Here is a 20,122-nt window from a genome sequence, read left to right on the forward strand (position 1 = left end):
TCCCGTGTGGAGCCCCCTGCCCCGCCGCTGGAGACGAGAAGAGTCAGCCGGGCCGCGACCTGGGGCGGAGGCCGCGACCCGGCTTTCCGAGCCTTCACGGCCCGGAGCCCGAGATCAGGTCAGTAGCGGCTCACCGAGCCGGAGCGTGACACACTGTTGCCGACAGGGCCGGTGGTGGTGCGTTGGTAGTCGTAGCTGCCGGGCCCCGTCCGGGTGACGCTGCCGGTGCGGGAGACGCTGCCCCCATAGGGGCCGGTCGCCACGGCGGCGCGGCTGCAGGTGCCGCCGGCGCAACTGCCAGCGGCTGCGCCGTGATAGGAACCGCGCGGCGTCGTCACGCTGCCGGTCCGCGTCCAGGCGGCCGCCTCGCCGATGCCCGACAGCATCGTGAAGCCGGCGACGGTGATGATGGCGGCGGAACGGGAGAAGGGGATCAGGCTGGGCATCTCGGTCTCACTCAGGCGCCATCCCGAGGGCATGGCCGGTTGCGATGGTGAGAGCGTCGCGGATGCCCGTTGCACCGCGTTTGCCTGCCGGTGAGGTGCTGTAACGTTTTGTATCCTCGACATGGCCGCGCATTGATGGCGCCCTTCCATCCGGCGAAACTCGCCCCGTCCCAACCGAGACCCACACCGCCCCCTGGAGACCCGCTTTTGGCCCAGCGCACCCTGCTCATCGTCGAGGACGACCGCGAGATCCGTGCCCTGCTCGCGGACTTCCTCGGCCGCGAGGGCTACGGCGTGCTGGCGGCCGAGGACGGCTCCGCCATGGACCGCATCCTCGCCACCGCACGGCCCGATCTGGTGATCCTCGACCTCATGCTGCCGGGCGAGGACGGGCTTTCCATCTGCCGCCGCCTGCGGGCGCGGGGCGGGGTGCCCATCCTCATGCTCACCGCCAAGGGCGACGACGTGGACCGCATCGTCGGGCTGGAGATGGGCGCCGACGACTATCTGCCGAAGCCGTTCAATCCGCGCGAGCTGCTCGCCCGCATCCGGGCCGTGCTGCGCCGGGCGGAGGGTGCGCTGGCCGAGCCCCCCGTCCGCAACCGCCGCGTCGCCTTCGCCGGCTTCGTGGCCGATCTCGACGCGCGCAGCGTCGCCGAGGCCGATGGCCCCCTCCTCGACCTCACCTCGGCCGAGTTCGAGCTGCTCGCCTGCTTCCTCGAACGGCCGAAGCGCGTGCTCTCCCGCGACCAGTTGCTGGACTGGACGCGTGGTCGTTCGGCCGACCCGTTCGACCGCACCATCGATGTCTCGGTCAGCCGCCTGCGCCGCAAGCTGTCCGGCGTGTCGGAAGACGCGGCCAGCCTCATCAAGACCGTCCGAAACGGCGGCTACCTGCTCACTGTCGATGTCCGCCAGCTCTGATCCGGCGGCGGCGCGCCCTCACCGCCGGTTCGGGCTCGGCACGCGGCTGGCGCTGATCGTCGTCGCCGGCCTGCTGGCGGTGCAGCTGCTGATGCTCGCCGCCTATGTGCTGGAGCGCCAGCGATCCTCCTCGCCGGTCGCCGTGCTGGTGGTGATGCAGCGGATCGCCGCGCTGGCGCAGCTGCTGGATCGGCTGCCCCCCGCCGAGCGCGATCTCGCCGTGCGCGCGGCGGCCGGGCCGGGCTTCCTCGTCGCCATCCGCGCCGAGAAGCCGGACATCGAGACGCCGCGCCTGCTCGGCTTTGCCGAGCGCCGGCTCCGGCTGCTCACGGGACTGCCGCCGGACCGCTTCATCGCGCTTTCGCTCGCCGGGGATGGTCAGCCCCACGGGCTGGTCGAGCGCCTGCGTGACCTGCGCGGCGCGAGGCTCTCCGTGGCCTTTGCGCTGGCCGACGGCAGCTATCTGGAGATCGTGGCGGGAGGCGACGTGACCGTGCGTTTCCTCGGCCTGCCGGTGGGGCTCCTCGGCGGCATCCTCGGCTTCTTCGTGGCGCTCCTCGCCCTCCTCGCGGTGCGGCGGGAGACCCGCCCCCTCTCCGATCTCGCGGCGGCGGTGGAGCTGTTCGGCGCCCAGCTCCAGCCCTCGCATGTGAAGGAGCGCGGCGCCGCCGACGTTCGCCTTGTCATCCGTACGGTGAACGCCATGCAGGCCCGCATCTCGGAGCTGGTGCGCATGCGCACCCTCGTGCTGGGGGCCATCAGCCACGATCTGCGCACCTATCTCACGCGCCTGCGGCTGCGGCTGGAACTGATGCCGCCCGGCGATCAGGTGGAGAAGGCGCGGACCGATCTGGACGGGATGCAGGCGCTGGTGGACGACGCCCTCGCCTTCGCCCGCGCCTCCTTCGCCCCCGCCTCTGGCGAAACGGTGGACCTTGCCGCGCTGGCGCGGGCCGAGTGCGAGGCGCGGCGGACGCAGGGGGCGGCGGTCACGCTCCATGGCGCCGACGCGGAACGGATGGTGGCCGGACATCGCGGCGCGCTGGCCCGCGTGCTCGCCAATCTCGCCGGCAATGCCATCGCCTATGGCGGGTGCGCGGACATCTCCCTGCACGATCGCGGCGAGGCGGTGGACCTCGTGGTGGAGGATCGCGGGCCGGGCATTCCGGCGGGCGAGCGCGAGGTGGTGTTCGAGCCGTTCTACCGGCTGGAGCCCTCGCGCAACCGCGACAGCGGCGGCGCCGGGCTCGGCCTCACCATCGTGCGGCAGATCGCCGAGGGGCACGGCGGCAGCGTCACCATCGCTGACCGCCCCGGCGGCGGCGCGCGCCTCACCGTGCGGCTGCCGAAGCCGGACGCCCCCAAAGCCTGACCGGCCCTCAGTCCTTCAGCGCCGCCTCGACGCCAGCAGCCACTGCGAAGAGCGCCGCATCCGTTCCCGGTGCCCCGGCGAGCATGAGGCCGGCAGGCAGCCCGCCTTCGCCGGTGAGGGGGAGCGAGATCGCGCAGCCGTCGATCATGTTGATGAGGGTGGGGTTGCGCAGGGCCATGATGTTGGCGCGGCCATAGGCGTCGTCGTCCGTCAGAAGGTCGGCGATGCGCGGCGGGGCGATGGCGACAGTGGGCAGCGCCAGCGCATCGAAGCCGGCGAGCCGCGCGGCGGCACGGGCGACGAGGCCGGCGCGGGCCGCCACCAGCTCCACATAATCCGCCGCCGACTGCTCAGAGCCGCGCCGCACGCGGACGGAGACGCGGGGATCATAAGCGTCGCCCTTCTCAGCCAGCAGGCGGCGGTGGACTGCATAGCTCTCCGCCGCCGCGAAGCCGCCCTTGGCGTTGAGGGTGGCGATCTCCCCGAACTCCGGGAAGGGCGCGGAGACGATGTGCGCGCCGGCCTTGGCGAGGCGCTCCAGCGCCGCCTCGAAGGCGGCGGCGACCGGCGCGTCCAGCCCGTCGAGAGCGACCGTGGTGGGCACGAGGAGGCGCAGGCCGGCGACCGGGCGGCCCGGCAGCGGCGCCTCGCCGCCCGCGAGGATGGCATCGAGCGCCGCGCAACAGGCCACCGAGCGGGCGATGGGGCCGATGGAATCGAGCGTGGTGGAGAGCGGGAAAGCGCCTTCGCGCGGCACCCGCCGGGCGGTGGGCTTGAAGCCGACGAGGCCGCAGAAGGCCGCCGGGATGCGGCAGGAGCCACCCGTGTCGGTGCCGAGCGCCGCATGGGCCATGCCATCCGCCACCGCCACCGCGCCGCCGGAGGAGGAGCCGCCGGAGACGCGCGGAGCCGTTGCCCGCTCGAACGGGGCGGCGGGGTTGCCGGTATGGGGGTTCATGCCGAGGCCGGAATAGGCGAACTCGGTCATGGTGTTGCGGCCGACGAGCACGAAGCCGGCCCGGCGCAGGCGCGCCACGGCCGGGGCATCCGCCTTCGCTGGAGGGGAATCGCGCAGCACCTTGGAGCCCGCCGCCGTCACCTCGCCGGCGACGTCGAACAGGTCCTTGATGCCGATGGGAATGCCCGCGAAGGGCGAGGGCGCGGCCCCGGCCTTGCGCAGCAGGTCCTGCGCATCGGCAGCCGCGCGGGCCGCCTCCCGGTTCACCCGCACGAAGGCGCGCCCGCCCTCCCCGTCGGGATCGTCGATGCGGGCGATGCAGTCCTCCACCAACGCCCGCGCCGTGGTGCGGCCGGAGGCGAGATCATCGGCGAGGGCGGCGAGGGTGGGCTGCATGGGGACGTCCGCGAAGAAGAGGAATCAGGCCGGATCGAAATAATGGATTTCGAACAGGATGCAGCCCTTTTCCGACTTGAACGGTCCATGCACGGCGCCCGGGGGACGCACCGCATAGGTGAAGGGCGGGAAGCTCTCGCCGCCCTCGCCCTTTTCGTCATTGCCGACCGTGAGGTCGCCGGAGACGAGGAACACCTCTTCCCAGTATTCGTGGACGAAGGGCTTGGTGGTGAACACGCCGGGCTCGAACTTCAGGAGGCGCGAGCGCGAGCCGGCGCGGTTCTCCTCGTCGAGGGCGCCGGCGAGGATCTTCTGCTGGATGCCCGAGGGATAGCCGGGAGGCACTTCCCAGCCGGTGGTCAGGTCGAGCGTGTGGAACTCGTCGTGGATCTTGTTGATGGCCATGGCTGTGGTCTTCGCTGTGTTGTCCGGGAAATCGCTTGTCACTCGGCCGCGCGGGCGGCGGTAAATGAACCAGGCGTGCGTTTGGGGGCCGAGCCTTTGGGTCTCACTCGGCCGCGCGGGCGGCGGCGAAGGGCTTCACCTCGTCGGAGAGGGCGTAGGAGGAGAGCATGTCGTTGAGCAGCTTCTCCGCGCCCGCCCAGTCGTAGGTGCGGAAGGAATGGCCCTTCACCACGAAGGAGGCGCCCGCATAGAACATCTCGTACTGGGTGTGGCGCGAGGCGAATTCCGAGCCCACCGCGTCCCAGGCGAGCTTGTAGAACTTCACCTTCTCCTCGGCGCTGGCGGCCGGCGACTGCTGGGTCTTGCCGATGAGGCGGGCGACCTCGGTATTCTCATAGTCGTGCACCGAGGAGGGCAGCATGATCATGCCGCCGCCGGCCAGCTCGCGCAAAGCGGTGATGAACTTGCCGTATAGCTGCTGGGCCAGCGTCTGCGCGGCATAGAGCGTGTGGCGGTCGGGCACGAAATAAGGGCCGTAATAGCTGCCCTTGGCCTCCATGGCGGCGACGAAGGCATCCACCATGCCGGCCTCGGCGGCGAGCTGGCCCAGCGTCTCGCGCACCTGCGGGAAATTGGTGGTGCCGTTCACCTCGGTGATGCGGCGGGCGATGCCGAGCAGGAATTTCAGCTTCACCGACAGGCGGATCTGCGCCTGGTAGTTCTGGTAGACGTGGGCCGGCGTCGCATGGAACTGCTTGTTCGTCATGGCGATGTCGCGGGCGATGAAGATGCGGTCCCACGGCACCTTCACGTCGTCGAAATAGAGCACGGCGTCGTTCTCGTCGAAGCGGCTCGACAGCGGGTTGTCGAACACGCTGGGCGAGGCCGCCTCGTACGACTTGCGGGAGAGGATCTTCAGACCCTTCGCATTCATCGGAATGCAGAAGGAGAGTGCATAGGGCTCCTCGCCCTTCTGCAGGGGCTGGATGCAGGTGACGAACACCTCGTTGGCCATGATGCCGCCGGTGGCCAGCATCTTGGCGCCGCGCACGGTGATGCCCGTGGTGTCCTCGTCCACCACGGCGGCGGAGAGGAAGGGATCGGCCTGCTCGGCCGCGTTCTTGGAGCGGTCGGCCTGCGGGTTGATGATGACGTAGGTGAGATAAAGATCGTTGTCGCGGGCGTAGCGGTAGTAGTCCGCCAGCGCGCGAGCGCGGGCCGGGTCGTACAGCTCGAACTGGTCGAGGCCCATGTACATGCCGGAGATGCAGGAGGCGACGTGATCCGGCGCGCGGCCGAGGAAGCCGCCATGCAGCTCGGTCCAGGCCTCGAGGCCGCGGCGGCGGGTCTTCAGCTCCTCATAGCTGGTGGGCAGCTGCCAGATGCGGTTGGCGCGGGTGCCGGTGTCGGTCTCGAAGGTCATCAGCTCCCGGTTTTCCGGGGCGCTGTGGAAGTCGAACATCTTGCCGACGGAGGCGATGGACCGGCGGAAGGCGTGGTGGGTGGTGGCATCGCCCAGCTGTTCGCCATCGATGAAAATCTGACGGCCGTCTTTCAGGCTCTCGATATGCTCGGCACCGGTCTTGATCATGGCAGGGTCCTCAAGTTCGGTTCAGCCGGCGACGGCCGCGAGCGTGCGGTAGCGTCCGGCATGGAAGATAAGCGGCTCGGCCACGGCCGAGCGATGGGCGACGACGCGGGCGATGAAAACTTCGTGATCGCCCCCGTCGTGGATGGCGTGGGGCACGCATTCCAGATGCGCCGCCGCGCCGGCGAGGAGCGGCGCCCCGCCATGGCCGCGCAGGTGATCGACGCCGGTCCACTTCTCGCCCTGGGCCCGGGCGAAGCGGCCGGAGAGGTCCTGCTGGTCGTGGGCAAGGACCGAGATGCCGTAAGCCGCCGCCGTGCGCAGGGCTGGCAGCGAAAGCGCCGAGCGGGCAACGGAAAACAGCACCAGCGGCGGGTCCAGCGAGACCGAATTGAAGGAGCTCATGGTCATGCCGATGAGCGTTCCGTCCGCCGCCTCGGCCGCCACCACGGCGATGCCGGTCGCGAACGCCCCCAGCGTCTGGCGGAAGGCGCGCGGATCGAAATCGGCGACGCGGGGCGCGACGGAAGACGATGCGAAGCTGGGCGAGGATGTCGGACCTGGCGAAGACATGGGGCAATGTCCACAGCGCGATATAGCTTTGTAATAAAGCTATTACAAAATGGCTGATGGACGTCAAGCCCCCTGCCCGGCTAAAAACATTTCCGCGTGCCGCCCCTCTGCAGGGAGAGGGTCCACGGTGCGCGGGAGCAGACGTTCCATGCCTCAGACGAAGAACGGGCGGGGCCGAAGGCCGCTGCCTTTGACGGCCTCTCGTGCCGCCTTGCTCATCGACGGATCGGACACCGAATTCCGCGAGCTGGTCCACGACATGCTGGCGTTCGCCGCCGCCATCCAGGAAGTGCGCAACCGCCTCGGCGGCCTCATCGGCCTGTCAGGGACGCAATATTCGATCCTGATGTCCATCGCGCGCCTGAGCGGCAAGGAGCCGGAACTGGGCGTCGCCACGCTGGCCGAGCACCTGCATCTCTCGGGCGCCTTCGTCACCATCGAGGTCAACAAGCTGGTCGCCGCCGGCCTCGTCAGCAAGACCACCAATCCGGGCGACCGCCGCCGGGTGCTCCTCGCCGTCACGCCTGAGGCCGAGCAACGCCTCGCCGAGCTGACCCGGGTGCAGGCGCCGGCCAACGACACCCTGTTCGGCCCGCTCTCGGCCAGCGAATTCCGCACCATGCGCTCCGTCGTCGCCAAGCTTGCCGGCACCGGAGAGCGCACCCTCAAGCTGATCGACTATCTGGCCCCGGACGGGAAAATCGAGACGGCCCGCGAGCAGGTCTCGCCGCTGGTGTGAGGGGCGGCGCAGGGGGAACCACCTTCGCGCCCCGGACGCATGCAGCGTCAGCGGAATGCGAGCCGGGGCCCAGCGCAAGGGTTCGCCGCAGGCGGCTCAGCGGAGGGTCTCGGAGTATCGGCGGCTTCGCCGGCTTTTCCCCTGGGCCCCGGCTCGGCGCTCCGGCTGCGCCGTCGCTGGTCCGGGGCGCACCGCCCTCTACAAATGCCCCGCCACGCCCCCCGCCCGCTCCGACACCATCCGTCCGTCGCTCATCTCCACGATGCGGTCGAAGATGTCCGACCAGCGCGGATCGTGGGTGACGACGCCCACCGCCACCCGCCGTTCGTCGGCCAGCGCCCGGAACACCTCCATCACCTGCCGGCCGCGCGTGCCGTCCAGCGCCGCCGTGGGCTCGTCGGCCAGCAGCAGCACAGGGTCGTTGGCCAATGCCCGCGCGATGGAGACGCGCTGCTGCTCGCCGCCGGAGAGCTGGGTGGGGTAATTGTCCTCGCGCTGGCCGAGGCCGAACTGGTCCAGCAATTCCCGCGCCCGCTCCCGCGCCGCCTTCGGCCGCACGTCGTTGATCTCCAGCGCGATCTGCACGTTCTCCACCGCCGTGAGGAAGGGGATGAGGTTCGCCTTCTGGAAGATGAAGCCCACATGGGTGCGTCGGAAATCACGCAGGCTGTTGAGCTTGGTCTGTGGATCGGCGATGGGCCGGCCCCGGAAGAAGACCGTGCCGGTGGAGGGCGGCTCCAGGAGGCCGGCGATCATCAGGAAGGTGGTCTTTCCCGAGCCGGAGGGGCCGACGATGCCGGTCAGCTCGCCGGCGTTCAGCGCCAGCGTCATGTCGGAGAGCGCCGCCACCGCATTGGGGCCGGAAAGATAGATCTTGCTGGCGCCGCGCACCTCCATCACCGCGTCGGCGGAGACCGGCTCGGCGACGGGAAGCGCGGGCACGGGAGCGGCCCCGGCAATAGCGCTCATGCCAGCACCTCCTGCGCCCTGACCCGCATGGCGCGGCGGATGGCGAACCAGCTGGCGAACAGGCTGATGAGGAAGAGAGAGAAGGCGATCCAGGCAAGGTCGTCCGGCAGCAGCAGCACCGTGCGCGGAAAGTTGGGATAGAGCGTGAAGGAGATGGCGAGGGCGACCGAATAGCCCAGCACGCCGATCCACAAAGCCTGCTGCACGATGAGGCCGATGATGACCCGGTCCCGCGCGCCGATGAGCTTCAGAAGCGCGATCTGATTGATCTTCTCCAGCGTCAGCATGTAGATCGTCAGCGCGATGATGGAGCCCGCCACCAGGAGCGTCATGGCGGTGAAGGCGAGGATCTGGACGCGCAGCCGCCACAGGCGGCCGTTCAGCAGCATGTCGCGCTCCTCGTCCTGGGTCAGCACCTCCACGTCGCCCCACGCCTTGATGCGGCGCTGCACCTCTTTCACATCGGCATTGGGCTTCAGCTCCACCATCACGGCCGCGATGGAGCCGCCATCCCCGAGCCCCATGCGCGAGCGGCCCTTGGCGAGGCGGTTCAGGAGCACGGCCTCGGAGGGCAGCACGCGGTTGATGGATTGGGCATCGGGAATGGTGACGAAGAACATGCCGTCGCCGCCCATGTCCACCTGGCCCTTGGTGAGGCCCACCACCGTGTAGTCATCATGGCCGAGGCGGATGACGTCGCCCACGAGGAGGCCCGTGGACTGGTCGGCGATGGCCTCGTAGCGCGTGGAGCGGAAGGCGCGGCCGTCGATGAGGGGGATCCAGGCGGCGGAGTCCTTGGGGTAGTCCACGCCGGTCACGGCGAGGCGCACCGGCTTGCCGTCGATCGTGTACTGCTGATTGTACTGGATGAAGCGGCGGGTGGAATCCACCCCAGGCACGCCCTCCACCCGCCGGTCGAGATTGGCGGGCACGGCGGACGTCTCGGCGAAGGGGCCGGAGCGCCCGCCCTCCACCACCCAGAGGTCGGCGCCGATGTCGTTGATGATGAGCAGCGCCTCGTGGACGATGCCCCGATAGAGGCCGATCATCCCCATGGTGGCGCCGAGCAGCATGCCGATGCCCACTGCCGTCAGCGCGAAGCGCAAGGCGGAAAAGCGCATGTCCCTGAGCGCGATGTTCATCTCGAACCCTCAGGGCAGCTTGGTGCCGAGGCTCACCGGCTGGAAGGCGTAGCGCCCGGCCGGGGCCAGCACCACGTCACCCTCCTTCAGCCCGCGCGTCACCACCACGTTGGAGCCGCTGATGTAGCCGAGGGTCACCGGCGTCCAGCTGGCGCGGCCGCGCTGCGCCAGCCACACGCCGGCCCGCCCGTCGCGGCGGATCACCAGCGATTCCGGAATGCCGATGACCTGCTCCGGCGACTGCGCCTCCACCGCCACGTTGGCGCGCTGGCCCATGGCCCAGCTCTCGGGCAGGGAATCGAGGGTGATGTCGGCGGTGAACTCGCGCGTCTCCTGATCCACCTGCCGCGACAGGCGCAGCACCTTGCCGTTCCACACCCGCCCCGGATCGGCGGCGAAGGTGACGCGCGCCGGCTGGCCGGCCTTGATGGTGGCGCGGGCGGATTCGTCGAAGCGGGCCGAGATGATGATGGAGGACAGTTCCACCACCTGCATCAGGTTGGCGCCCGGCAGCAGCAGGTCGCCGGGATTGCGCTCGCGGGAGATCACCACGCCGTCCAGCGGGGCGCTGATGGTGGCCTCGCCGAGGCGCGCCTCCAGCACCTTCACATTGGCTTCCTGCGAGAGAAGCTGCGCCCGCGCCCGCTCGATGCCGGCCTCCGAGCGCGCCATGTCCGCCTCCGCCTGCTTGAAGGCGGCTTCCGTGGTGGTCAGCTCCGCCTGCGAGGCGGCGTTGAGGCGCACGAGGGTGGAGCGGCGCTCATATTCGATCTTGGTCTTGTCGAGAACGGCCTGCGCGCGGGCGCGATCCGCCTCGGCCTCCGTCACCATGCGCCCAGCGGCGCTCGCCTCCGCCTGGGCGGCGGCGAGCTGGTTCTGGAGATCGACGGATTCGAGACGGGCCAGCACCTGACCGCGCTTCACGCTGTCGTTGCGGTCGGCCTCGATGACTTTGAGAAAGCCCTGGATGCGGCTCGTCACCACCACGCGGTTGATGGCGTCGAGGAGGCCCGGGCCGTTGATCTCGAGGCTCATCATCCGCAGGCGCACCTCGTGGTAGGCCACCGGCGTCGGCAGCACATACCACCAGAAGCCGGCGCCGCCCGCCGCGAGGAGGAGGAGCATCACCACGGCAAAGCGCCGCCACCCGGCCGAATGGTCGGGCTTGAGGTGGACGGGCTGGACGCGCTCCGGCTTCACGGGCGCCCCCTGAGATGGGCGGCGTTATCGGACAGACAGTCGTCGCTGACGCTCACGCGGGCTGCTCCTCGTCCACATCGACGATGGCGGTGCAGCCGTCGCCGCCGAGTTCCATCCGGTCCAGCACCTCTTCCAAGAGGCCGCGCGCTTCGGCGGGAGTCAAGGCGGTGAGGTCGAAGCCGAGGCGGTAGGCGAGCCCGTCCGCACTCTGGAAGGAGCGCAGGTCGAACTCGTTGATGGCGTAGCGCGTCAGGGGCAGGTTGGCCCACGGCGAGACCTTGATGAGGCCGAGGTCCAATGTCTCGCCCTTGCCCTGCCGCTGCAGCGTCGAGGTGGTGGCGCCACGGGCGAAGCGGTCGGGGCTGTGCATGCCGCTCTGGTACAAAGCGAGGTAGGAGCCGGCGGCGATCACCTCGTCATGCACCACGCCGTCCAGCGCCGCATATTCAAACGGCACGTAGGGCATGGCCCGGTTGAGCTGGTCGGCGACGCTCGCCGCCAGCGTCTCCAGCCGCGGCATCGCCCGCGCCGGCACCCGGAGCAGGGCCGAGCCGGCGACCCAGGTGATGAAGCCGTTGAGCCGCCGGTCCGTGCGCATGGCGGCGGGCACGTTCAGCATCACGTCGTCCACCCCGCCCAGCGCCGCCACCGACTGGCCGACGGCCGCGATGAGCAGCGCCGTCTCGGTGACGCCGGCCGCCCGGGCGCGGGCCTGGAGCCGCTGCTGCCCGTCGGCGCTGAGGAAGGCGTACATCTCGCCCGCCGGCCCGCCCTGGGTGAGGTCGAAGTTCGGAGCGAGGCCCTTGGCCCGGCGTCCGAAGTTGGGCACCGGCGGCGGGTCCACCGCATAGAGGCTGCGCAGATAGGCGTCGCGTTCGGCCATGAAGGCCGGATCGGTCGCCCGCTCGAACGTGTTGACGTAGGTCGCGACATCCATCTCCGGCGGCGGCAGCGGAATGCCGAGGAAGGCCTGGAACAGCTCTTCCACGAACAGGCCGAGGGACCAGCCGTCGAACACCGTGTGGTGCCCGTGCGCCACCACCACGTCGCCCTCCGGCCCGCAGCGCAGGACGGTGATGCGATAGGGCGGATTGGTGAAGGGATCCATGGCATCGCCGATCAGCTCGACGACACGGGCCTCCATCTGCGCCTCGGTGGCGTCGGGCATGTCCTCCACCACCAGCGAGGGCTCGCCGGGAGGCAGGATGAAGACGCGCGGACGGCCATCGTCGCCGACGACGAAGCGCGAGCGCAGCGCCTCCTGCCGTTCCTCCACCAGCTTGAGCGCGCGGCGCAGGCGCTCGATGTCCATGCGCGGGGAGATGCGGAAAGCGCGGTTCACCGTCCAGGCCGCGCGGCAGGCATGGCCGGTCTCCGGCTTCAGGAAGGAGCGCAGCAGCAGCCCCTGCTTGAGCGAGAGGGGCACCTCCCGCTCGCCGCTCACATGCGCCGGGGCGGATGTCGCCGCCACCGGCTCGGGCGCGGCGGCGGCGGTGCGCCGCAGGGCCTCGGCGGGGGCGTGCCATTGGGCATCGCAGACGCTTGCGGGATTGCCGCCGAGCGCCTCCAGCGTCGCGGCGAAGGCATCGAGGAAGGGGCGCGCGGCCCCCGCGTCGAACGCCGCCGTGTCGAGGGCGAGGACGAGGCGCACGCCATCGTCGTCCGCCACCGCGTCGAGCCGCAGTTCGTTGAACGGATCGGCCAGTGCGACGAGCGGATCGGCGACGCCCAGCGCGGCGAGCGCCGAGGCGGAGGCCGCATCCACATAGGAGAAGCCCAGCTGCCGGAGCGCCGCCCCGGCCGCATTGAGCTTGCCACCGAGGGTCGCCTCCAGCGCCGCCGTGTCGATGGCGCGGTGATCGCGCGCCATGGCAAGGCGCTGGCGGGTGCGGCGCACCAGCCGGTCGGCTTCGCACAGCCGGTCCAGCAGCAGCGGCACGGAGGTGGAGACCGGACCGATCAGCGCGTCGTGCCGCGCCGGATCGTGGCACTCGATGGCGAGCCCAGTCACGCCATGCCGGGTGGCGAGGGTGCGCGCGAGGGCCGACACCAGCAGCGCCTCCTGCTCGGCCGCCGGAAGGGCACCGAAGCCGGGCATGGCGAGGCGGGCGGCGAGGCGCCCCGCCGGTCCGCGATTGATGCCGAAGCCGGCCGGCGCCAGCGCCAGCGAGCGCACGCCGGTCTTCAGCGCGGGCGGCGCCGCGCGCAGCACTTCCTTCCAGAAGGCGAGATGGCGCCCCTGCTCCGCCGAGCCATCGGCCGGGCGGCCCTCCGCCGCGAAGGCGGTGAAGGGCGCACCGGGCGCGGGGGCCGTTTCCACCGCCGCCAGCAAGGCGGCGAGGGCGAGATGGGGCGCGAGCGCATCAGCCGCCGCGCGGTGGGCGCGGGCGTGGAGCGTCAGCGCGCCATCGTCGCCCTTGGAGACGCCGAAGCGCCACAGCGGCCCCGGCTGCGTCACCGGCGCGAGGGCGCCGGCGGAGGCGACCCATTCAAGGTCCGGCGCGCCGTTGAGCACGATGGCGCCGGTCTCGGTGGCGGTGAGGCGCAAAGCATCCTGCGCCGCCGCGAGGTCTGCCAGCGCCTGCGCCAGCTTTTCGAAAGCGAGGCCGGCGGGGACGGCGCGGGAGGCCGCCACCTCCAGCGCGCCGCGCACGGCCTGCGTGGTCATGGGCCGGGTGGCGAGGGCCAGCAGCGCCTCCTGACGCACCAGCGGGCGGAAGGCGAGCGGGCCGGCGCTTCCGGCCGCCCCTTCGCCGCCTGCCGCGAGAGCTTCCGCGCTGGCGGCACGCGCCTTCTGCGCCGCCTCGAAGGTGGCGGCCACCACGCCAGACAGGCCGGTGATGGTGGGCGTCTGCAGGAACTTGGCCACCGGGATGTTCACATCCACATGGGCCTCGATGCGGTTCTTCAGCTCGAAGGAGGAGAGCGAGTCTAGGCCCAGCTCCGACAGCCGCCGGTCGGGCGGGATGTCGGCAGCCGCCACCTTCAGCACCTTCGCCACCTCGCCGCGGATGAGATCGGCGAGCATGGCCTCCCACTGCTCGCGCGGGGCGGCGAGGAGATCGGCCTGGATGCGGGAGCGGCCGGCGGAGCGCTGTGCCAGCAGCGGCTTCACACGTCCCGTCGCGGCTGTGCGGGCGAGCGCACGGGCGATGGCGGACCAGTCGGCGCGGGCGAAGGCGGGGTTCTCGCCCTCCGCGCGCAGCAGCGTGCCCAGGGAGGCGGCAGCTTCCGTATCCGGCACCGGCTTCATGCCGATGCTTTCGAGATAATTGCCCAGCGCCTCGGAGCGGGCGACGAAGCCCGAGCCGGCGATGGAGCCCCACGCCACCGACGAGCCGGCGACGCCCCGCCCCTTGCGGAACGAACCGAGCGCATTGAGGAAGGCGTTGGCCGCCGTGTAGTTCGCCTGCCCCGGGCTGCCGATGACCTGCGCCAGCGAGGAGAAGCTGACGAAGAAATCCAGCGCCACGCCGTGCTTTTCAATCGCACGGTGCAGGCTCCAGCCGCCGCCCACCTTGGGGCGGATGACGCGGCTGATCTGCGCCGCATCGAGTTGGGCGAGGAAGCCGTCCTCGATCACCGCCGCGCCATGGACGATGCCCTTCAGCGGCTTGTCGGACGCGGCATAAGCGGCGATCACCGCCTCCACTGCGTCCGGATCGGTGACATCGAGGGCGAGGGGCACCACTTCCGTCCCGCGCGCCTGGATAACCGCGATGGCCGGCGCAGAGTCTTCGTCCGGCGTGCCGTTGCGGCCGGCGAGCAAAAGGCGCCCGGCCCCGGCACGGCTGAGATAATCCGCCACCGCGACGCCGAAGCCGCGCAGGCCGCCGGTGACGAGATAGCTCGCGTCCTTCGAGAGCTGCATGGGCTGGGCGAGGTCGATCTGGACCTCCACCTCCGGCTCGTCGAAGGTGAGCACCACCTTGCCGATGTGCTGCGCCTTGGCAAACAGGCGCATGGCCTCCGCCGCCCGCGACACCGGGAATCGCGTGGCCACCAGCGGCCGGTAGGCGCCGCGCGCCACCTCCGCCTCCACCGCCCGCAGCAGCGAGGAGAGCCGCGCGGGGCGCTCGTCGGCGATGGTGGAGAGGTCGATGACGGAGTAGGAATTGTTGTAATAGAGGGACTTGAGCCCGATGGGCTTGTCCTGCGCGAGGTCGCGCTTGCCGATCTCCACGAAGCGGCCGAACGGTGCGAGGCATTCCAGCCCCTTGTCGATGCCGGCGCCCGAAAGAGCGTTCAGCACCACGTCCACGCCGCGCCCGCTTGTCGCCGCGCGCACGTCCTCGGCGAATTCGAGGCTGCGCGAGTTCATCACATGGACGATGCCCAGAGCACGCAGATGGTCGCGCTTGGCGTCGGAACCGGCGGAGGCGAGGATGTCGGCGCCGATGTTGCGCGCCACCTGGATGGCGGCAAGGCCAACGCCGCCGGTGGCGAGATGCACCAGCACCTGCTCCTCCGGCAGCAGGCGGCCGATGTCCACCAAGGAATAGTGCGCGGTCATGAAGGCGGCCGGCAGGGTCGCGGCGTCCTTCAATTCCACGCTGTCCGGCACATGCATGAGGAAGCGGGCATCGGCGGCCGCGAAGCGGCGCAGGAAGCCCTTGCCCATGCCCATCACCCGATCGCCCGGCTTGAAGCCGGTGACGCCTTCGCCCACCACTTGGATGGTGCCGGCGAATTCGAGGCCGAGATTGCGCCACCACGCGCCCGGCCCGTCCTGCTCGTCCGGCAGGATGGATGTGGCGGCCATGATGTCGCGGAAGTTGAGGCCCACGGCCGCAACTTCCACCACCACCTCGCCCGCCTTGGGGGCGGGATAGGGGCACTCGCGCAGCACCACATTGTCGATGACGCCGGGCTGGGTCATCGTCACCGTGAAGTTGGAGCGATCCGCGCCCACGGCAATCACGCGGTGCTTCGGCGCCTGGGCGGCAAGCTCGCTCTGGCGCAGGCGCGGCACGAGGCGGCCGGCTCCGCGCAGCACGATCTCCGCCTCCGCGCTCTCCTCCGCCACCGCCTGGGCCAAAGTGGTCCCAGCGGCGAAGGCGGCGGCATCCGCGTCCACATGGCGGACAGCGAATTCCGGGCACTCGTTGCCGATGGTGCGGGTGAGGCCGAGCAGCGGGGCATCGGCGAGGCCGTCCGTGCTCATGGCGCCGTCCGCCGGCACCCGCCGCCCGGCGCGGCCGAGCACCACGAGGGTGGGCCGCAGGGGCGCGGTGCGCAGCAGGTCCAGCGCCTTGCCGATGGTGACGAGGCCGTTGGTCGCCGGCTCCACGGCGGCGAGCAGCGCCTCGGTGGAGAGGGCTTCGGCGTCGGCGAGATGCGTGCCGGCGGTGGCGGCATAGATGATGCCGGCGAGGCCTTCCGGCGCCGCGAGCATCGTCTCCACCTGCGCGGTGAAGGCATCGGCCTCCATGGCGAACAGGGGGGCCGGGTCCATGGTCGCCACCGTGGAGCCCTGCGCCTGAAGCGCGGTGGCGAGCGGGGCGGTCTCGGCGGCGTCGCCGGTCACGAGCAGCCAACGGCCGGTGCGGACGGGGGCCGGCGGCTTGTCCGCGTCGCTCTCATAGGTCTCGTCGATGACGACGGCACCCTCGCCGGTCGCCGCCTTCAGCGCGCCCAGCGTCTTCACCTGAAGGTTCTCCACCGCGAGCAGCGGCGTGCCGTCCAGCGCGTAGACGCGATAGATGCCGGTGTCGTCGCGCGGATCGGTGAAGAATTCGCAGATGACCTCGCTCGGCAGCGGGCCGGCCACCATCACCTTGCGGATGCCGATGGGCAGCATGAGGCGATACTTGCCGCCCACCTCTTCCATCTCCGGCAAGGGCTCGCCGGGAATCCACAGGCCCGCGTCCACGTCGTCCACCACGAGGCCGGCCTGCAGCACGGAATCGAACAGGCCGGGGAAGGCGATGAAGCCGGTGCGCTTCTCCGCCTCGGTGCTGACGATGCGCGCCACCGCATGGCGCGGCCCGGGCAGCCACAGCGCCTCCACGGCCTGGAAGGTGGGGCCGTAATCGAGCCCGTGGCGGGCGGTGAGGCGATAGAAATCCTCCCGCGTGATGGCCGGGGTGCCGGCGAGCACGGCGGGGTCAAACTTCGCCTTCGGCAGCGTGAAGGCGTGCTGCCAGCCATAGGCCTCCACGCGCAGGCGCCAGTCCTCGTCCGTATCGCGCTTGAGCGAGGAAATGCGCAGGCGGTTGGTGACGGGATCATAGGACGTGCGCAGGAGCACCACGTCGTCGGGGCCGATGGAGAGCGCCTCCATGATCTTGAAGTCGCGCAATTCCACCGGAGCCGCACCGAACAGCTCGCGCAGCGCCGCCGTCATCATCTCCACATAGCCGACGGTCGGGAACAGGCAGTCGCCGCCGGGGCGGTGGTCGGCGAGATACTTGAGGCTTTTCAGCGTGATCTCGTTGGTCCAGGCCGGCTCCGGCCCGCTCTCGCGCCAGCCGAGCAGCGGGTGGCGGTCGGTGTCGAAGAGGAAGTGCTTCGCCTCCAGCGGCAGCTGCACGAGGCGCTCATTGGCCCACGGACGGCGCGGCAGGGCGAGATGCTCCGCGCGGGCAGGCGCATCGGCCTGCGCGTCCTTCGCCGCCTCGGTCCAGTCGAAGGCGACGCCGTTCACATAAAGGCTCGCCATGGAGCGGGCCATGACGAGGCGGTCATCGCCCTGCCGCTCCAGCGAGGGCACGGCCACGACGGACGCGTTGCGCTCCTGCGCGATGCCGTGGATCAACGGCGTCACCGTGCGGTGCGGGCCAAGTTCCAGGAAGGCGTCGATGCCGAGGTCGAGGCAGAAATCGATGGCCTTCTTGTAATTCACCGGCTGGCGCAGATTCTGCCACCAGTATTCGCTGTCGAACCGCGTCTCCAGCATGGCCGTGACGGTGGAGACGATGGGAATGGACGGCGGCTTCCAGTCGATCTCGCCGAGGCCGGCGCGGAACTTCGCCTCGCAATCGTCGAGGTGGGGAGAGTGCCAGCCGAAATCCATGGTGAGGCGGCGGGCGGTGACATCCGGGAACAGCCGGCGCACCTCGGCGAGCACCGCATCCACCGGGGCTTCCATGCCGGAAATGGTCTGCGCCGTGGGGCCGTTATAGGCCGCCACCACCACGCTGCCGTCGTCCGGCAGCAAGGGCGCGAGCTGGTCGAAGGTGACGCCCAGCGTCGCCATGGCGCCGCGGCGCGTGCTGCCGTGGGGGATGAGGCCGCGGTGGTAGATGATCTTGGCGCAGATTTCGAGATCGATGCAGCCGGCGATATAGGTGGTCGCCACCTCGCCGAAGCTGTGGCCCACCAGCAGTTCCGGCGTAAGGCCGCGCTCGCGCCACATGCGATAGAGGCCGACCTGCATGGTGAAGATGGAGGCCTGCGTGACGTCCGCATCATTGATGCGGGTCTTGCCCTCGTCCTTCAGCACCTCCTCCACCACGGACCAGCCGGTCCACGGCTTCAGCACGGCGTCGAACTCCTCCACGAAGGCGCGGTAGGTGGGCTCGGTGGTGAGCAGCTTGCGGCCCATGGCCCACCATTGCCCGCCCTGCCCCGAGAAGGTGAAGGCGAGCCGGCGCGGGCGCGCGCGGCCGGTGATGATGTAGGGGGCGACGACCTCCGCCTCTTCAGCCGGCGCGTCGGCGCCGAGCGCCAGCATCCTCAGCTTGTGCGGCAGATCCTGCGCGGCGCGGTCGGCGAGGATCACCGCGCGCTCGTTGAGATGGTCGCGGCTGGTCTTCAGCACCTGCGAGAGGCTGTCGTAGGAGACGCCCGAAAGCGCCCCGCCGTCGTCCACCGCCTCGGCCAGTTCCTCGGCCCAGAGCGCGAGCGCCGGCTTGCCGTTGGCGGAGAGGGGAATGAAGGCGGGATCGTCTGATGGCACCGCCCGCGCGGGCACGGCCTTCGCGGCCCGTCCGCCGCCGTGCCAGCTCTCCACCGCCACCGAGGCATTGGTGCCGCCGAAGCCGAAGGAATTCACCACCGAGAGGCGCACTCCGTCCTCGGCATCGTAGGGGGTCGGCTCCACCGGCACTTTCAGGCCGAGGGCATCGAACGGAATGTTGGGGTTGGGCCGCTCGAAATTGAGGTTGGGCGGCACCACGCCATGGTGGGCGGACAGTACGATCTTGATGAGGCCGGCGATGCCGGAGGCGGATTCCAGATGGCCGAGATTGGGCTTGAAGGAGCCCACCAGCACCGGCCGGTCCACCCGCCCCGCGCCGAACACGCGGCCGATGGCGCTGGCCTCGATGGGGTCGCCCACCGGCGTGCCGGTGCCGTGCGCCTCCACATAGCCCACGTCTTCCGGGTCGATGCCGGTCTGCTCCAGGAGGCTGTTGAGCATGGCCGTCTGGGCCACGTCGCTGGGGGCGGTGAGGGTCGGCGTGCGGCCGTCCTGGTTCACCGTGGAGCCGCGCAGCACCGCATAGATGCGGTCGCCGTCCGCCACCGCGCGGGCGAGGGGCTTGAGCAGCACGAGGCCGCAACCCTCGCCGCGCACGAAGCCGTCGGCGCGGGCATCGAAGGTGTAGATGGCGCCGGTCGCGGACAGCATGTTGGCGCTGGAGAAGGCGACGAAGGGGCCGGGGTCCAGCATCATGTTCACGCCGCCGGCCAAAGCCACGTCGCAGGTGCCCATGGAGAGATGGCGGATCGCCTGGTCCACCGCCACCAGCGCAGAGGAGCAGGCGGTGTCGAGGGCGATGCTGGGGCCGTTGAGGTCCAGCCGGTGGGAGATGCGGTTCGCGGCGATGGAATAGGCCGAGCCGGTGCCGGCGAAAATATCGGTCGCGACGCGCCGGTAGCGCTGGGAATAGCTGAAGTCCGATGTGGAAATACCGACGAATACACCCGTGCGTTTCTTCTGCAGCGTGCGCAGCGTGATGCCGGAATCCTCGACGGTCTCGAACGCCACCTGCAGCAGCAGCCGCTGCTGCGGGTCCATGGACATGACCTCGCGCGGGGCCATGTCGAAGAAGGCGGGATCGAAGCTGAACACGTCGCCAGTGAGGAAGCCGCCCCATTTGGAATAGGAGCGCCCGGCGCATTCGGGGTCCGCGTCGTAATAGTTACGGTAATTCCAGCGATCGGCCGGGATTTCCCGGATGCCGCAGCGTTTGCCGATGAGGAAAGACCAATAATCGGAGCCGCCGGAGATGCCGCCGGGGAACCGGCAGCCGATGCCGACCACGGCGACCGCCAGAGGTTCGGTGGCCTGCGGTTCGGTGAGAGAGTGGGAGATGACGGTCTTCAAATCACCGTCGAGCAGATCGACACTGTCCATCGGAAGCGCCCCCTTCCGTGTGATCCCGCGCTGCAAAATAGGCTCATACGAGAATTGTTGTCATCACCAATTCTTGAGCGAGCCACGAAATACTTTGTAACGGTATTAT

General features: G+C 70.2%; 12 protein-coding genes. 3 read left to right on the forward strand and 9 right to left on the reverse strand.

What is annotated here, in order from left to right:
* Positions 1-119 precede the first annotated feature (119 nt).
* A complete protein-coding gene (locus ACT535_RS19760) occupies positions 120-446 on the reverse strand; it encodes a hypothetical protein (protein ID WP_476365715.1) in 327 nt (108 codons plus the stop codon).
* 207 nt (positions 447-653) lie between these two features.
* Here ACT535_RS19760 and ACT535_RS19765 point away from each other — a divergent pair, with 207 nt between their 5' ends.
* On the forward strand, positions 654-1,370 hold the full coding sequence (locus tag ACT535_RS19765) for a response regulator (protein ID WP_168457336.1): 717 nt from the start codon (positions 654-656) through the stop codon (positions 1,368-1,370).
* The gene (locus tag ACT535_RS19770; protein WP_476365716.1) at positions 1,354-2,742 is read left to right on the forward strand and encodes an ATP-binding protein; all 1,389 of its coding nucleotides are present in this window, start codon (positions 1,354-1,356) and stop codon (positions 2,740-2,742) included. The genes ACT535_RS19765 and ACT535_RS19770 overlap by 17 nt, the downstream gene beginning before the upstream one ends.
* Positions 2,743-2,749: 7 nt before the next feature.
* Here the strand turns inward: ACT535_RS19770 and ACT535_RS19775 are convergent, their stop codons facing one another.
* From ACT535_RS19775 to ACT535_RS19790, 4 genes are all read right to left on the reverse strand, one after another.
* Positions 2,750-4,096 carry an amidase gene (locus ACT535_RS19775; RefSeq protein WP_476365717.1) on the reverse strand — a complete coding sequence of 449 codons (1,347 nt, stop codon included), beginning with the start codon at positions 4,094-4,096 and terminating at the stop codon, positions 2,750-2,752.
* A 24-nt stretch (positions 4,097-4,120) separates the two neighbouring features.
* Positions 4,121-4,501, reverse strand: coding sequence for a cupin domain-containing protein (locus tag ACT535_RS19780; protein WP_168457333.1), 381 nt, complete (start codon positions 4,499-4,501; stop codon positions 4,121-4,123).
* Between the two features lie 103 nt (positions 4,502-4,604).
* Positions 4,605-6,092: a 4-hydroxyphenylacetate 3-hydroxylase family protein gene (locus tag ACT535_RS19785; protein WP_476365718.1), complete on the reverse strand. Its 1,488-nt coding sequence runs from the start codon at positions 6,090-6,092 to the stop codon at positions 4,605-4,607.
* Positions 6,093-6,113: 21 nt separating this feature from the next.
* Positions 6,114-6,662: a flavin reductase family protein gene (locus ACT535_RS19790; protein ID WP_476365719.1), complete on the reverse strand. Its 549-nt coding sequence runs from the start codon at positions 6,660-6,662 to the stop codon at positions 6,114-6,116.
* A 148-nt stretch (positions 6,663-6,810) separates the two neighbouring features.
* Here ACT535_RS19790 and ACT535_RS19795 point away from each other — a divergent pair, with 148 nt between their 5' ends.
* Positions 6,811-7,401, forward strand: coding sequence for a MarR family winged helix-turn-helix transcriptional regulator (locus ACT535_RS19795; RefSeq protein WP_476365720.1), 591 nt, complete (start codon positions 6,811-6,813; stop codon positions 7,399-7,401).
* A gap of 198 nt (positions 7,402-7,599) precedes the next feature.
* On the opposite strand, the gene ACT535_RS19800 is transcribed toward ACT535_RS19795, so the two are convergent.
* The 4 genes from ACT535_RS19800 to ACT535_RS19815 are packed head-to-tail and all read right to left on the reverse strand — an operon-like array spanning position 7,600 to position 20,013.
* Positions 7,600-8,370 (reverse strand): ABC transporter ATP-binding protein, encoded by a 771-nt coding sequence (locus tag ACT535_RS19800; RefSeq protein WP_476365721.1) that lies wholly within the window; start codon positions 8,368-8,370, stop codon positions 7,600-7,602.
* Entirely contained in the window at positions 8,367-9,512 is a 1,146-nt protein-coding gene (locus tag ACT535_RS19805) for an ABC transporter permease (RefSeq protein WP_168457328.1), read from the reverse strand. The genes ACT535_RS19800 and ACT535_RS19805 overlap by 4 nt, the downstream gene beginning before the upstream one ends.
* Before the next feature lie 9 nt (positions 9,513-9,521).
* On the reverse strand, positions 9,522-10,712 hold the full coding sequence (locus ACT535_RS19810; protein ID WP_476365722.1) for an efflux RND transporter periplasmic adaptor subunit: 1,191 nt from the start codon (positions 10,710-10,712) through the stop codon (positions 9,522-9,524).
* A 52-nt stretch (positions 10,713-10,764) separates the two neighbouring features.
* The gene (locus tag ACT535_RS19815; RefSeq protein ID WP_476365723.1) at positions 10,765-20,013 is read right to left on the reverse strand and encodes an SDR family NAD(P)-dependent oxidoreductase; all 9,249 of its coding nucleotides are present in this window, start codon (positions 20,011-20,013) and stop codon (positions 10,765-10,767) included.
* Positions 20,014-20,122 lie beyond the last annotated feature (109 nt).

This window comes from Xanthobacter sp. DMC12, from assembly GCF_056314105.1.

Excerpts from the sequence above, each read along its gene's own strand:
- ACT535_RS19785 (WP_476365718.1), bottom strand. The coding sequence starts at position 6,092 with ATGATCAAGACCGGTGCCGAGCATATCGAGAGCCTGAAAGACGGCCGT.
- ACT535_RS19790 (WP_476365719.1), bottom strand. The coding sequence starts at position 6,662 with ATGTCTTCGCCAGGTCCGACATCCTCGCCCAGCTTCGCATCGTCTTCC.
- ACT535_RS19815 (WP_476365723.1), bottom strand. The coding sequence starts at position 20,013 with ATGGACAGTGTCGATCTGCTCGACGGTGATTTGAAGACCGTCATCTCC.
- ACT535_RS19775 (WP_476365717.1), bottom strand. The coding sequence starts at position 4,096 with ATGCAGCCCACCCTCGCCGCCCTCGCCGATGATCTCGCCTCCGGCCGC.
- ACT535_RS19780 (WP_168457333.1), bottom strand. The coding sequence starts at position 4,501 with ATGGCCATCAACAAGATCCACGACGAGTTCCACACGCTCGACCTGACC.
- ACT535_RS19800 (WP_476365721.1), bottom strand. The coding sequence starts at position 8,370 with ATGAGCGCTATTGCCGGGGCCGCTCCCGTGCCCGCGCTTCCCGTCGCC.
- ACT535_RS19795 (WP_476365720.1), top strand. The coding sequence starts at position 6,811 with ATGCCTCAGACGAAGAACGGGCGGGGCCGAAGGCCGCTGCCTTTGACG.
- ACT535_RS19770 (WP_476365716.1), top strand. The coding sequence starts at position 1,354 with ATGTCCGCCAGCTCTGATCCGGCGGCGGCGCGCCCTCACCGCCGGTTC.
- ACT535_RS19805 (WP_168457328.1), bottom strand. The coding sequence starts at position 9,512 with ATGAACATCGCGCTCAGGGACATGCGCTTTTCCGCCTTGCGCTTCGCG.
- ACT535_RS19760 (WP_476365715.1), bottom strand. The coding sequence starts at position 446 with ATGCCCAGCCTGATCCCCTTCTCCCGTTCCGCCGCCATCATCACCGTC.